Here is a 13,973-nt window from a genome sequence, read left to right as displayed (position 1 = left end):
TTTATGTTAATCTAAGTGATCTTGGTCTGTTAAAATAATTGGACCGTCTTTTGTAATTGCTATGGTATGTTCATATTGAGCTGAATTTTTCCCATCAATTGTACGAGCTGTCCAACCATTCGAATCCATTTTCGATAAATAAGTCCCAACATTCACCATCGGTTCAATTGTAAAAACCATCCCTTCCCGGATACGTGGTCCTTTACCTGGTAAACCATAGTGTGGAACATCAGGCTTCTCATGCATTGAAGGTCCAATACCATGACCAATAAATTCACGAACGACAGAAAACCCTTCTTGTTCAACATACGTTTGAATGGCATGACCTATATCTCCAATGCGGTTGCCAATTTTTGCTTGTTCAATTCCTTTATATAAAGCATTTTTTGTGACTTCCATTAATTTTTTATTTTCCTCAGATATTTCCCCCACTGCATAAGTCCAAGCTGAGTCTGCCAATGCGCCTCTTAAATTAACAACCATATCAATTGTCACAATATCACCTTTTTTTAACGGTGTTTTTCTAGGAAAACCATGGCATATTTCATCATTAATACTTGCGCATGTAGCATATTTGTAGCCGCGGTATCCAATCTGTTCTGGAATGGCATTATGCTTTTCTAGATATTCTCTAACAAACATTTCAATATCCCAAGAACTAATGCCCGGTTTAATCATTTTTGCAATTTCTTTATGGCAAGAAGCAAGAAGCTTACCTGCTTCATGCATTGCATCGATTTCACGTTTAGATTTTAATGTGATCATCATTCCACCCTCTTCAAGTATTTATATTCACATAAACAGATGCTATTACAACTATTAAATATATATAAGTTCAACATCATGAAATAATATTTTATCATATTTATTATTCATTATACGAACGATTAAAGCAAATGCTTTTCATTAATGTTTCTAAAAAAAACAATGAAAATAGCTGTACGCACGACTTCGTACAGCCTAAAAAACTAAATTTAATAACGATCGTCATCATCGTTTTCTTAATAGTCTAACTCCATTATTTTTCCAGTTCCAGCATCATTCCATTTCAAATTCAGTAAACGCATCTATAAGCTCTATTTTCTTTATACATAATCATCATCAACCTGTAAAAATTAGAAAATGATGGGAAATTTAGTTTTATTATAACAACCGGTTTTCGATCTTATTTTGATAGTTTTTAAACACTGTTGAATTCGTCTTTATTCTTCGTTTTGATAGTAGGGCGTTATACTGCAGCAGCTTTTTATTCAAGTCTTTCACAAGAAGCTCACGTTCTTCCTCATTTGTACTAGATTTAATTAAATCCTCAATGGTCATTATCTCTTTTCTTATTTCATTATCTTCTTCCGATTTATAACCTGCATTTTTTAAAATTCGATAGGCCATTCGTAAGTTTTTAGGAATACCCGAATCGTCATCTAACTCCAATGGTTTTCCAAATCCAGGTAAATTGTCAAACTCCCCTTCTTCATATGCCTTCTTTATTTTGTCATCAGCAATTCGCCAGAATTCCATCATACTTTCCCTCCTTTAATAAACTCATAAAAAAAGATCATTCAGTGGATGATAACGATATGTCCTTAAATCAATTCGATCATGTTTATCAACGACAACTCCTTCCTCTAATAATAACGTAATCTGTTTAAAGCGTAACTCTTCATCTTTAAAGGCTATTTCACCCTTTGCGTTAATCACACGATGCCAAGGTAATTGATATTTTTCACTTAATGAATGTAAAATACGAACAACTTGTCTTGCCCCACGAGGGCTTCCGGCTAAACGTGCAATTTGACCGTAAGTCATAACTTTTCCTTCTGGTATAGATTTTATGATTTGTATGACTTTTTCCGTAAATGGAGTCATTTGCATCATCCTTATAGTTTTATATTTAACGAGTTTATGCTAACAATTAACTAAAAAGACAATTCGAAACATATACTCAAATCCTATAAGTTTATTTCAAAATTTTCAGTTTTATAATAATAATAGATTACCATTAATTGACAACTTTTGATAAAATAAATTAATAAAAAATTTAATAGAGAGGGATTCTTAATGGGTGAATTTCAAAATAATTTAGAAAAATACGCAGAACTTGCTGTTAAAGTCGGTGTCAACATTCAAAAAGGACAAGTACTCGTTGTCAATGGATCTATTGAAAATGCTGAGTTTATTCGTTTAATTGTAAAAAAAGCTTATGAAGCCGGAGCCAAAGAAGTTCGTGTGAACTGGAAAGATGATATAGTTACGAAATTAAAATATATCTATGCAGCTGATGAAGTCTTTGATAATTATCCGCACTACCAAGCGATGGAACGTAATGAACTAGCTGAACAAGGAGCCGCTTTCCTTTCCATTGATTCACCTAACCCTGACTTACTTTGCGAAGTTGATCCAAAACGGATTTCCAAATCCAAAAAAGCAGCCGCAACAGCCTTAAAAAGATTTCAACAATTGGTACAATCAGATTACATGAGCTGGTCTATTGTCGGGGCCGCAACTCAAGCTTGGGCTGATAAAGTATTCCCAGAAGTGCCACCAAAAGACCGCGTTTTAAAACTTTGGGATGTAATTTTTAAAACTTGCCGTATAGATCAAGAAGATCCAATGCAAGCTTGGAAAATACATAATGAGCAACTCCATAAAGCTGTTCACTATTTAAATAAGAAAAAATATCAAAAACTACATTTTACTGCTCCAGGAACAGATTTAATGATTGGTTTGCCAAAAAGACATGTATGGTGTGGAGCAGGTAGTATTAACTCAGAAGGTATCGAATTCATGGCGAACTTACCAACCGAAGAAGTTTTCACTGTTCCACAAAGAGACGATGTCAACGGCTATGTAACAAGTACAAAACCGTTAATTTATGGTGGAAATGTAATAGAAAAATTCACTTTAAAATTTGAAAATGGGTGCATTGTGGATGTTACAGCAGAAAAAGGAGAAGCTCTTTTAAAAGAATTAATCAATACTGATGATGGGTCCCAATATTTAGGTGAAGTTGCCCTAGTCCCAAACGACTCTCCGATATCACACTCAAATCTTTTATTCTATAGTACCTTATTTGATGAAAATGCTTCAAATCATTTGGCCATTGGCAGTGGTTATGCGTTCTGTGTTGAAGGCGGGAAACAAATGAGCCAAGTGGAGTTACTGAGAAATGGAGTAAACCACAGTATCGTCCATGTTGATTTTATGATTGGATCAAGTGAAATGAATATCGATGGTATAACGAAAGACGGTCAAGCAGAACCTATTTTTAGAAATGGAAACTGGGCGATCGTATTTTAACTTAAAGTTCCTCGACATGAAAAAATTAATTTTCCCGCTACGCGATGAAACTTTTCTCTAATCAAAGACGTAAAATTATTAATTAATTTTTAGGAGGGAAAAAGATGCTTGTCTCTACAACAGATATTTTGCAAGGTAAAGATATTATTGAATATAAGGGTATCGTCTCTGGAGAAATCATTATGGGGGCGAACGTGGTTAGAGACTTTATGGCTAGTGTAACGGACTTTATTGGTGGTCGTTCAGGAGCCTATGAAGATAAATTATCAGAAGGAAGAGAACACGCAATTGAAGAAATGATCACAAAAGCAAAAAGATTAGGCGCAAATGCAGTTGTCGGTGTTGACTTAGATTTTGAGACGCTGCGTGACGGTATGATGATGGTGATCGCAACCGGAACAGCAGTAGTTGTTCGTTAGCAAGTTATATAAAATTAATTTTATTCCTTAGTAAAATAAATGATACAATCAACTATTTTATGATTTAGACATGATACTAGTCGATTCTTGTAGGGGGAGTTATAAGTGACCATTCTTTCAGAAATCTTAAAGCATAACGAAAAGTTTGTTCAAGAACAAAAATATATCAAATATGAGACAGATAAATATCCAAATAAACGCCTTGTCATCCTGACTTGTATGGATGCAAGACTCCTCGAGCTTCTTCCCGATGCTATGAACTTAAAAAATGGTGATGCGAAAATTTTACGTAATGCGGGAGCTTTAATTACAGAACCATTCGGAAGTATAATGAGAAGTATTTTAGTTTCTATTTACACTTTAAAAGCGAAAGAAGTAATGGTTATTGGACACCATGATTGTGGGATGGCCAATTTAGCCCCCGACGAAATGACAAAAATTATGATGGAACGGGGAATTTCCGAAGATACATTGCATACGCTGAATGCGTCAGGAATAGAGTTACAAAAGTGGTTAACAGGCTTTCGAAATGTAGAAGAGAGCGTAAGAAAAAGTGTAAGTACAATCAAAAACCATCCACTATTTCCACCCGATACTCCTGTTCATGGCTTAGTCATTGACCCGAAAACGGGTAAATTAGATTTAGTTGTTGAAGGATATGAAAAATAAACAAGGGGTGTCCACTTTTGGATGCCTCTTATATGTGCATAACTACATTTATTATTCATAATACATTGGCTCCTTTTTGCTCAATGTAAGTGAGATACCGATTTTTTTACACACAACAAAATAATGCAATAACATCAATACCATCGCCCCAGTATTCATTCCTAAAATTACACCATCCATTTGAAAAACACTGCTTGAACCAAATAAATACATAATCACAAATGTTACTACTGTTGCCCAAATATTATGGATAAAAGCATGTTTAACCATCCCCATTCCAATTAAAAAAGCTTGTAACGGAATCGTAAAGTAATGAAGTAGAAAATATGGCCACATCAATTGTAAATAATAGGATGCCATACTTGATTTAACAAACATACTCGTTAAAGGATTCGCAAAATAATAAAATAGAAAGCAAACTGGGACACCATAAAGCATAGTTAAGCCAATTACTTGTCGTAATAAACGAACAAGCCGGGACTGGTCAGTGTTAACAAAAGCGTTTGAAACATTGGGAATTAGTGCTGTATTAAGAGAATGAGCAATAAACGCCGGGAAAAATCCAATGGTCATAGCGACCCCTGTTACCATTCCGAAATGTTCTGTAGCCTCATTCATTGAAAGTCCTGCTGAAACAAGGATAAATTTTATAAAAAAAGGTTGAATCGCATGCGTTACCGCATAGAAGATTCGCATCGCTGTTGTTGGCAACGAAACTTCCATTAAACTTCTTAATATTTTATTTTTCGATATCCTTTCGACCGGGCGACTTTTCAAATATTTAATTTGCATAAAATAGGCAGACATTAAATAAATCAACACAAGTAATTCACTACCAATGATTGCACATAAAGCTACTAAAATCGACATTTCTAATTCAAAATCAAACAATTGAAACAACAAAACGAGCAAAAACAGATGAGTTCCTCTCCTAAAAAGGTTAGCGGTCGCAATCTTACTCATTTTTTGTATCCCCATAAAGTATCCTCGAGCAATTGACGCAACGGTTAATATCGGAATCAATAATAAAATTAACCAGCGTATGGCTGGGTGAATCTCACTAAATAATGGGAAGAAAATAAACATGATCGCTACTCCTGTTAGCAATACAGTCATGATGAGGAATGTAAGTTTCATCGCAAAACGTAACAATGTTAAATGGTACTTCTCTTCTCGTTCTGCAACAAATTTAGAAACGGATATATCTAACTCAAAGCTAGCAATAATCATAAGTAAGCCGATCACCGGAATAACGGTCATATATTGACCTATTCCATACTCCCCAAGTTCCTTTGCCAATGTTAAATTAATTAAAAACTCAATACATTCACTAATAAAGGCTGCTCCAGCTAAAATGATCGTCCCGCGCAAAAATGAATTCATACATTCTTCTCCTTTTATTTCTATAACCTGAAATCTATTCTCTATACCATATTTATGTGACAAGCATTCCAATTATTATTAACATTTATTTATACAGTCACTACAGGACAAACGATTACAAACAAGTATTTGACTATTTTTCACTACATAAGTCATCACACTTTTATCATAAAAGTATGGACTGAAAATATAATTGCTTCTAACGTTTTCACTAGTGTACCTTTTAATTTAAAGAAATTACTGTCACGAATTCACATATCTTTGGAAATTTAATAATTAATTATTTTGTTAAGAGGATTCACTAGAATACATTCCAAAATATAACGAATGACAGAAAGGAGAAAGCCGCATTTTATTAGATTCGAAATACTTATTTCATAATAAAGCTATTATTATCGGATTGTTCATTTATGGGCGAGACATGTTGATATATGAGTTTAGTGACAGTTTCTGATGTTTTCCCTTTCTCAAGAATTTAGATACCATCCCCCTCTTCTTGCATACAATAGTTAAAAAATGAAAGGAAGAGGTCTATGCCCATTTCGTTTCCTGTCACTATTCAAACTATGAAGGTAAGTGATGGACCCCAAAAATATGTATATTATCCACAAGTCACACAGTTAAAAAACAGGCAAATTGAACAACACATCAATCGAACAATTATCAACCACACACAAAAATTAATGGATATACAATTTGGAAATATGCCCTCCGTTATAGTTGAAATGGTTGGTTCCTTTGAAATAAAAAATAATCAGCGTGATATTTTAAGTCTCACCTTATCAAATTATGCTTATCCTGATCGTGCAGCCCACGGTATGACATATTTGGAGGCATTAACATTTAATGTTATAACAGGTAAACAATACCAGTTAAAGGACTTATTTAAACCTGGTAGCAATTATATTGAAATCATCTCAAGGATAATTAAAGAACAAATTAAAAAGCGGGATTTACCTATAATCAATGAATTTAGAGAGATAAAGCCTGACCAAGATTTCTATATTGCCGATAAAACAGTCGTCATATATTTTCAGCTGTACGATTTAGTGCCTTATGCCTATGGTTTTCCAATGTTTCCTATTTCTATTTACGACATTCAAGATATTATTGATGAAAATGGACCGCTCGGTAAAATGCTTGCAGGTAATTAATTTCAATTCAAAGGACCATAACAAGCGACATTATAAAAATAAGATTATTCAACCAGAACGGGTAATTCCACTGCCTTAGTAGCTGATGAGAATGAACACTAAAATGACAACAAAAAAAGTTGTCCAGAAAGTCTAATTTTTTGGTATGTTGGCGGACTCGATCCAGTAGCACGACCTCATCATCTAAAGCACACAAGCACATCTTCGGCTCTTGTTTTCTCGCTGGAGTCTCCGCCAACTCATACTTCAAGAATAAAAATTACTTTTAAGACTTGTTGGACAACCTCTTTTTGTAAGATCAATCTAAAAAATCATTCTTTTTTACAATTCGCTATCTTTTATCACGATCTATTAATATTTGAAAACTACATTTCCTTCTATCAACATATTTATCAACTTATTTAAAAGTCATTTAGAAATAAGTTAATCGACAATTTTCGTAATAATGCTTGTATATAATAACAGTAACTTCAATATAGAAAGGAGTTGTGTTTCCACTAGCAAATTATTTTAAGGAGGGATATGATGAAATTCAAAAAAATTTTCGTCATTTCATTAGTAACACTTGCCCTTTTGTTTGTAGGAGCATGTAGTAACAGTCAAGAAGCACCAGAAGATCAACCAGTAGATTCAATACCATCTGAATCAGATAATACAGATTCAAGTTTAGATGCTGACGATCAACCGGCAACCAATAGTGAGTTAGAATCTGACTTGCCATCAAATGATAATGAGTTAGAGTCCGACAAATCAGAAAATGAGCTTGAGTATGAAGATTCCTTTGAAAATGAGGATGAAACAACGGATAGCGAAGAATAATTTTACAATGGCAATCTCCCTTTAACTCTTACTCTTTTCATTCGGCAAAGAACGGTATGTTCTTTGCCTTGATAATCCTTAATAGATAGGATTGAATTAATTAAGTATATAAATAGGCAAACTTCGCAATAATATTGGCCCTTATCTGTAGTTGACCTGGTTCAATCGGAGTACTGACTCCGGCTACTTTTGTAGCCTCAAAAGTTTGAAATGGAACAGGTACGATACCTTCCTTTGCTTCAGTGATTTCAAATGGAATTGGATTCAAATTGACTCCCAGTGCTCCAGATATGGTTCGCGCCTTACTTTGTGCATCCCTTAACGCTAATACTAAAGCTTCATTATACCGTTCTGAACGATTTGTGATATCAAAACGCACATTGTAAATAACATTAGCCCCTGCTTTAACAACTGCATCGACAACCTCCCCAACTTGGGCAATTTCTTCTACCTTCACTTCCAATAAATGACGTACTTCATATCCTCGAAATATTTGCTTGCCTTCCACATAATCGTACACATTATTAATTCGATATTCAGTCGTGCGAATATGTTCCTGTGGGACTTGTAAATGATAGATTGCTTGAATAACGTTAGCTGATATCTGACTATTTTCCGCTTGAGCTGCCTGCAGATTTTTACTTTCTGTCTCAACTCCAACTGTGATGTAAGCAACGTTCGGTTGTACCAAAACCATTCCTTCTCCACTAATCGTAATTACATTGACTTCCCTTCGTGGTGATACCTGAATAGGAATTGAATTTCGATATGGGTATCCATATAGCAAATTTATCTCTCCTTTAATAAATCAATATACCAACTGTAATATTGAATTTACCATTCTTTATTTCATGAAATTTGATCTGTCACTAATAAAAAAATCTATATAATAAAAAATATGCTTTACATATGGAATCTATTATCCAAATTATAGCGATTATTTCCCACTCCTAATCACCATTAAAAAAATTCTTTTTTTGTTGCATTTTTCGATTACATTTTTCCATAAAAAGATATAGAATAATGGTTTGTAGTCAATTTATTAAAAGGACGGGAAAAACGATGACACAAGAAAAAAATAAATATCAAGACCAGTCGCTTTTTAGTATAACTTGGCCATTATTTATTGAACTTTCTTTACACATGAGCATTGGGATTATTGCCACGCTCATGTTAAGTCACTATTCGGATAATGCTGTAGCAGGCGTTGGAGTTGCCAACCAGATATTGAATATTGCCATATTAGTGTTTAATATTACAGCAATTGGAGCGACCATTCTAATTGGTCAAAACATTGGAGCGAATCGTCTTGATATAGCGAGACGACTTGCCCGATCCAGTATTGGTTTTAACTTATGGGTTGGAATCGGAGTTACAATTATCGCTATTATTTTTTGTGACACATTCCTTGCCTTTTACGGCTTGGAAGGTGCAGTGCTTCAATATGCTGCTACATTTGTAAAAATTACAGGTCTTTCTTTGTTTTTAGAAGCGATCTCGCTGGCATTTAGCGCTATCTTACGCAGTCACGGACATACAAAAGACGCAATGGTAATCACCGTCATCATGAACGGTATTAGTGTTATAGGAAATATATTATCCGTTACCGGTATTTTCGGTTTACCTATTACCGGTGTTACTGGTGTTGCATGGTCTATTGTCATTGCACGTATTTTCGCTGTCTTTGCTTTCATATTCATTGTAAATAAACGATTAGCTTTGAAAATTGCAATCACTGATTTTATTAAATTTAACAAGAAAGATATCCAAAACTTATTATCTATCGGTGTACCTTCAGCAGGAGAGAACCTTTCCTATCAATTTTCACAAATTATGATTACAAGTTTTGTTGCCATCCTTGGTTCTGCAGCCCTATCTGCTCGCGTTTATATATTAAATTTATCGATGCTTTGTTTCTTATTTACAATGGCTATTGCTCAAGGAACACAAATCTTAATTGCTCGATATATCGGCGGAAAACAATTTGATCAAGCGGTAAAAAGAGGAATCAAAACATTAAAAATTTCTATGTTCGTTTCATTACTCTCGTCTCTTCTCATCGCCTTAGTCGGGGATTCTTTATTGAAAGTATTTACGAGCGATCCGGAAATTATTGCAGTTGCATTACCAGTTTTATGGGCAATTGTTTTTATAGAACCAGGTCGAGCAATGAATATTGTCCTAATGGGAGCTTTAAAATCAGCTGGTGATGTTAGATTCCCTGTCGTCATTGGAATTATTTGTATGTGGGGATTAGCTGTTAGCCTTAGTTATTTATTTGGTATTACCTTCAGTTTAGGACTACTTGGTATATGGCTTGCCCAAGGTATTGATGAATGGGTTCGTGGGTTATTTGCCTTGAAACGTTGGAAAGGTAGACCGTGGGAAAGAAGAGCAGTGATAAAATTTGATAACTAGTTGAACGTAATGGCATATTGATCTTTCCATTAAGGTTGATCAGTATGCCATTATTTTGTATTGCCTGATCGTCCATCATTAACATTTTAGTCCCTATATAGGAATTTATGGAAAATAATACATTATATTTTTAACATTTATGAAAAATCATGTAGCTGAATTTCACTACCTCCCATATGATATGGTATAAAAGCCTATTTGTTTGATCTGAATGGAGGTTTTTTTATGTGTGCCCATTGGGGAGTTGATTCAGCTACTAAAGTGACAAATGAATTGTATCATTACGTTATGTATAATTTCGGAAAACCAGAATTTTGGGGACGATCTTTATCTACTGTCCAAGGTCGTGCCGAAGGACTAACAAAAGAAGAAGTTGAGCTACTACACAACAATGGAACAAAAGTATTACCGATCTATAATGGTGTTAAAGAAGCAGTTGGTTACCAACAAGGAAGAACGGTAGGCATCAATACCATTTTTCATGCAAGACGACTTGCCATTCCTGAGGGTACTATATTATTTGCTAGTGTCGAACCTTTCGTTCTTATTGATGAGGAATGGATTAGAGGATATGTTGATGTTCTCATCCCTTGTGGTTATCGGTCGGGAATATATTATAATCCTGTACAAGGTGACTTTAACATTGCCTATTGTAATGCTATTCGTAACGATCCAAAAGTAGCGAATCAATTAATCTTATGGAGTGCAGCACCTGAACTAGAGGCTACAAAACGTTCTGAATCCCCCCCTTTCAATCCGATTAAACCATCGAGTCGAGCAAATGTGTGGGGCTGGCAATATGGTCGAGACATAGAAACTCATTCATTTGATACGAACTTAATTGAACGAAAGTTATATAATTTACTTTGGTAAGCATGTATGATCATAAAAAGAAATGGTAGTAGGATATTATTGAATCCATACTACCATCATTTGTAAATACGGGAAATTATGCCTTCACAGATGTATCTTTCCTATTTGATACAAAAGAGTTCCAAGCTTCAATTATTAAGAATACACATAGTACAAATAAAATGAAGCCAGAAATCGTTAATAACCAGTTACTAGTCGCAAAGTTTTGATACATTAAAACGCCAAGCGCTGAAAGCGTTAAAATAAACATGAATACCATTGGAATAAGTGTGAACATGGATTTAATGCCTCTTTTAACTAACCATGCACTGACGGCCATTAATGCCAATGCACCTAACATTTGATTGGCAGATCCAAATAGTGGCCATAGGTCTGCCCAAGTTCCGGAAAAAGCTAATGCAGCTGCACCTACAACAATAACAACGGTTGCTACATGTTGATTATGGAAAAACTTACTTCTTCCCTCTGCAAACTCTTGTACAGCATATTTACCCAAGCGAGTTGCCGAATCCAAAGTTGTCATTAAGAAAGCAGAGGCTGCCAAAGAAACAAAGGTAACACCCGTAGCCTCTGGTAATCCAAAGGCATTCATAAAATGGGCTAATCCTAACGCAAAGGTTGGAATTGGACCTCCGGCTTCAGCTAAACGCTCTGAAAATGCACCAGATGTTAAATATGCAACTGATATAATAACGATAATAGCGAGAAAACCTTCAATTAACATACCACCATAGGCAATAAAACGACCATTTTTCTCGTTATCAAGCTGTTTTGCTGTTGTTCCACTGGCAACAAGAGAATGAAACCCTGAAATTGCACCGCACGCAATAGTGATAAATAAAATCGGGAACAGTGGACCTAAAGTATCATTATAGAATCCTGTAAATCCAGTCATTTGAATGGTTGGATTGGTAATTATAATTCCGATAAATCCACCTAACATCATTCCGTACAGTAAATATGAGTTTAAGTAATCACGAGGTTGTAATAGAACCCAAACTGGTAAGACTGAAGCAACATATGAATATATAAGTAAAATAAAAATCCATACAGATGCACTAAATTGAATAGGGAAAAGAATACCTAACCAAACACACATAAACATAACAATGACGCCAATTATACTTGCTACTACAAAATTCACGCGCATTTGGTTTACTGCAAATCCAAATATCATTGCTACGGTTATAAACAATAATGAAGCTGTAGCAGCAGCAGGTTGAGCAGCAAATGTATCAGCAACTAAAACACAGAAAACACCGACAATCAGAATAATAGTGGCAATTGAAAAAGATAAGAATAGCGTTTGTCCACGTTTACCTATATATTCTTTAATAATTGTTCCAATTGATTGCGCTTTATGACGAATAGAAGCTTGAAGTGATGTATAGTCATGAACACCTCCGAAAAATATACTTCCTAAAATGATCCAAAATACCGCTGGGATCCAACCAAAAACGGCAGCCGTTATTGGTCCAACAATAGGTCCTCCTCCAGCAATCGTTGCAAAGTGGTGACCTAAAAGAACTGGCTTATTTGCGGCTACATAGTCTACCCCATCAGCCATTTCAATCGCCGGCGTTTTACGATTCGGATCGACTTGCAATTTTTTATCGAGATATTTTCCATACGTAAAATAAGCAACAATAAAGATAATAGCAGAAATTAACATTAATAAAATTCCACTCATAATTGAATCCCTTCCCCCTTTAGCAATTTTTCAATGGATTTGACAAAGGGCTTTCCTTTCGGATGGACATAGACCGTGTAATCTTTAAGATTGATTAAAACTTTATACATTTCTATCCATCCATGAAAACCAAATTTTAGAAATTTCAGTTTTCTAAAACGCTTCACCTCCTTTATTATCGTTTTATCGACTTGCTGATCTGTAACGGTAATGCATAAGATGATGGTTGACATGTGTTCGTTGTCATCTGGAATGTATTCAAACATATTTTCTTCTACTGCCTTTTGAAAACGCTGCATATGTTCTATTGAAATCTGATTATGGCAAATTGACGTAAAGACGAGCTGTTGATTTTCAACACCATATACCTTTATTTTTTTTGAAATCATGTATCGTTCGTCTCGTCTTTTATAAATGGCCATGAATGGTAGTGAAAAATCATTTAATTTCTCATCTCGATATACATCAAAGAAAGGGGTATACTTATTAGCTAATTCATTGACAAAACCGGATATTTTATTTGCTTCATTCACGTTGAAACCTCCATAGCTTGTTATAAGAGATGTAGGATTAATATTTAAAATCTTGTCAATCCATCTACTTGAATGGTTTGGAAGGGACCAAATCCTGAATGTTTTAATTTAATAACACGATCTTTAAACTCTAGTTTTTTATCTATAAAAAGAGAAATATTTCCTAATTTTATTTCTTTAAACATCTGAAGTTTTTCTGGCTTTGTATATTGGATTACAACTTCATGAATAGGAACACAACAGCTTTCTAGACATATACTTGATATTGTCATCATATTTCCCTTTTTTGATAAAAAATTTTGCGCCTTTTCATCTATTGATATTTGTAGCTCCATACACCCTCCTCCTTTAATGAACAGGAAAGTTATGAGAATTTTCTGATATATTGACCGTTATTATATTTATAATACAAAAGCCTTAAGAAAATTGAAATAGTTTTTTAAAAATGAGACTTATATTTTTTATAGATTAATATCCAAAATTTAATTAATATTTTATATTATTTTAATAAATAAAAAGCTATCCGTCTAACGGATAGCTTCAGCTTGTAGACAAAGTCCCTAACTAGTGGCCAAATCTACAGGCTTTTTTTGTCTAATAGGGATAGAATTCTTGGTTAACGGGGGAAATTTAGGATGTTATCGAAGCGTACAGACAATAATCGAAATCAATTGGAAATGGTGGCTCTTGATCAATTGGTTCCAGAAGATCATTTGGT

Annotated in this window: 15 protein-coding genes; 7 read left to right on the top strand and 8 right to left on the bottom strand. The window is 34.5% G+C overall.

Annotated features, from left to right (window positions below):
- Nucleotides 1-6: 6 nt before the first annotated feature.
- From map to OEV82_RS08650, 3 genes are all read right to left on the bottom strand, one after another.
- Entirely contained in the window at nucleotides 7-765 is a 759-nt protein-coding gene (gene map / locus OEV82_RS08660) for a type I methionyl aminopeptidase (protein WP_173659930.1), read from the bottom strand.
- A gap of 378 nt (nucleotides 766-1,143) precedes the next feature.
- Nucleotides 1,144-1,518, bottom strand: coding sequence for a DnaJ family domain-containing protein (locus OEV82_RS08655; RefSeq protein WP_173659944.1), 375 nt, complete (start codon nucleotides 1,516-1,518; stop codon nucleotides 1,144-1,146).
- 24 nt (nucleotides 1,519-1,542) lie between these two features.
- The gene (locus tag OEV82_RS08650; RefSeq protein ID WP_173659932.1) at nucleotides 1,543-1,866 is read right to left on the bottom strand and encodes an MGMT family protein; all 324 of its coding nucleotides are present in this window, start codon (nucleotides 1,864-1,866) and stop codon (nucleotides 1,543-1,545) included.
- 192 nt (nucleotides 1,867-2,058) lie between these two features.
- Between OEV82_RS08650 and OEV82_RS08645 the strand changes: the two genes are divergently transcribed.
- The 3 genes from OEV82_RS08645 to OEV82_RS08635 all read left to right on the top strand — a co-directional run bounded on the left by OEV82_RS08645 (nucleotide 2,059) and on the right by OEV82_RS08635 (nucleotide 4,385).
- Nucleotides 2,059-3,297, top strand: coding sequence for an aminopeptidase (locus OEV82_RS08645; protein ID WP_173659934.1), 1,239 nt, complete (start codon nucleotides 2,059-2,061; stop codon nucleotides 3,295-3,297).
- Nucleotides 3,298-3,401: 104 nt separating this feature from the next.
- Nucleotides 3,402-3,716, top strand: coding sequence for a YbjQ family protein (locus tag OEV82_RS08640; RefSeq protein ID WP_173659936.1), 315 nt, complete (start codon nucleotides 3,402-3,404; stop codon nucleotides 3,714-3,716).
- Nucleotides 3,717-3,821: 105 nt separating this feature from the next.
- Nucleotides 3,822-4,385: a beta-class carbonic anhydrase gene (locus OEV82_RS08635; protein WP_263061623.1), complete on the top strand. Its 564-nt coding sequence runs from the start codon at nucleotides 3,822-3,824 to the stop codon at nucleotides 4,383-4,385.
- A 51-nt stretch (nucleotides 4,386-4,436) separates the two neighbouring features.
- Here the strand turns inward: OEV82_RS08635 and OEV82_RS08630 are convergent, their stop codons facing one another.
- Entirely contained in the window at nucleotides 4,437-5,768 is a 1,332-nt protein-coding gene (locus OEV82_RS08630) for an oligosaccharide flippase family protein (protein ID WP_263061622.1), read from the bottom strand.
- A 533-nt stretch (nucleotides 5,769-6,301) separates the two neighbouring features.
- On the opposite strand from OEV82_RS08630, the gene OEV82_RS08625 reads away from it, so the two are divergent.
- On the top strand, nucleotides 6,302-6,922 hold the full coding sequence (locus OEV82_RS08625) for a DUF3298 and DUF4163 domain-containing protein (protein WP_263061621.1): 621 nt from the start codon (nucleotides 6,302-6,304) through the stop codon (nucleotides 6,920-6,922).
- Between the two features lie 525 nt (nucleotides 6,923-7,447).
- Nucleotides 7,448-7,741: a hypothetical protein gene (locus OEV82_RS08620; protein ID WP_263061620.1), complete on the top strand. Its 294-nt coding sequence runs from the start codon at nucleotides 7,448-7,450 to the stop codon at nucleotides 7,739-7,741.
- 100 nt (nucleotides 7,742-7,841) lie between these two features.
- Here OEV82_RS08620 and OEV82_RS08615 read toward each other — a convergent pair whose 3' ends face one another.
- Complete coding sequence (locus tag OEV82_RS08615) at nucleotides 7,842-8,528, bottom strand: SIMPL domain-containing protein (protein ID WP_263061619.1); 687 nt, start codon at nucleotides 8,526-8,528, stop codon at nucleotides 7,842-7,844.
- A 275-nt stretch (nucleotides 8,529-8,803) separates the two neighbouring features.
- On the opposite strand from OEV82_RS08615, the gene OEV82_RS08610 reads away from it, so the two are divergent.
- Both OEV82_RS08610 and OEV82_RS08605 read left to right on the top strand, forming a co-directional pair.
- Nucleotides 8,804-10,159, top strand: coding sequence for an MATE family efflux transporter (locus OEV82_RS08610; protein ID WP_263061618.1), 1,356 nt, complete (start codon nucleotides 8,804-8,806; stop codon nucleotides 10,157-10,159).
- 225 nt (nucleotides 10,160-10,384) lie between these two features.
- Entirely contained in the window at nucleotides 10,385-11,032 is a 648-nt protein-coding gene (locus tag OEV82_RS08605) for a glycoside hydrolase domain-containing protein (protein WP_263061617.1), read from the top strand.
- Nucleotides 11,033-11,108: 76 nt separating this feature from the next.
- On the opposite strand, the gene OEV82_RS08600 is transcribed toward OEV82_RS08605, so the two are convergent.
- The 3 genes from OEV82_RS08600 to OEV82_RS08590 are packed head-to-tail and all read right to left on the bottom strand — an operon-like array spanning nucleotide 11,109 to nucleotide 13,590.
- Nucleotides 11,109-12,722 carry a carbon starvation CstA family protein gene (locus OEV82_RS08600; RefSeq protein WP_263061616.1) on the bottom strand — a complete coding sequence of 538 codons (1,614 nt, stop codon included), beginning with the start codon at nucleotides 12,720-12,722 and terminating at the stop codon, nucleotides 11,109-11,111.
- Entirely contained in the window at nucleotides 12,719-13,255 is a 537-nt protein-coding gene (locus tag OEV82_RS08595; RefSeq protein WP_263061615.1) for a hypothetical protein, read from the bottom strand. The genes OEV82_RS08600 and OEV82_RS08595 overlap by 4 nt, the downstream gene beginning before the upstream one ends.
- 44 nt (nucleotides 13,256-13,299) lie before the next feature.
- A complete protein-coding gene (locus OEV82_RS08590) occupies nucleotides 13,300-13,590 on the bottom strand; it encodes a CC/Se motif family (seleno)protein (RefSeq protein ID WP_263061614.1) in 291 nt (96 codons plus the stop codon).
- Nucleotides 13,591-13,973: the final 383 nt, after the last annotated feature.

The organism is Pallidibacillus thermolactis (genome assembly GCF_025660415.1).
Lineage (GTDB): Bacteria > Bacillota > Bacilli > Bacillales > Caldibacillaceae > Pallidibacillus > Pallidibacillus thermolactis.
The sequence above is the reverse complement of the archived record's forward strand: the minus strand, read 5'-3'. Positions and strand labels throughout refer to the sequence as shown.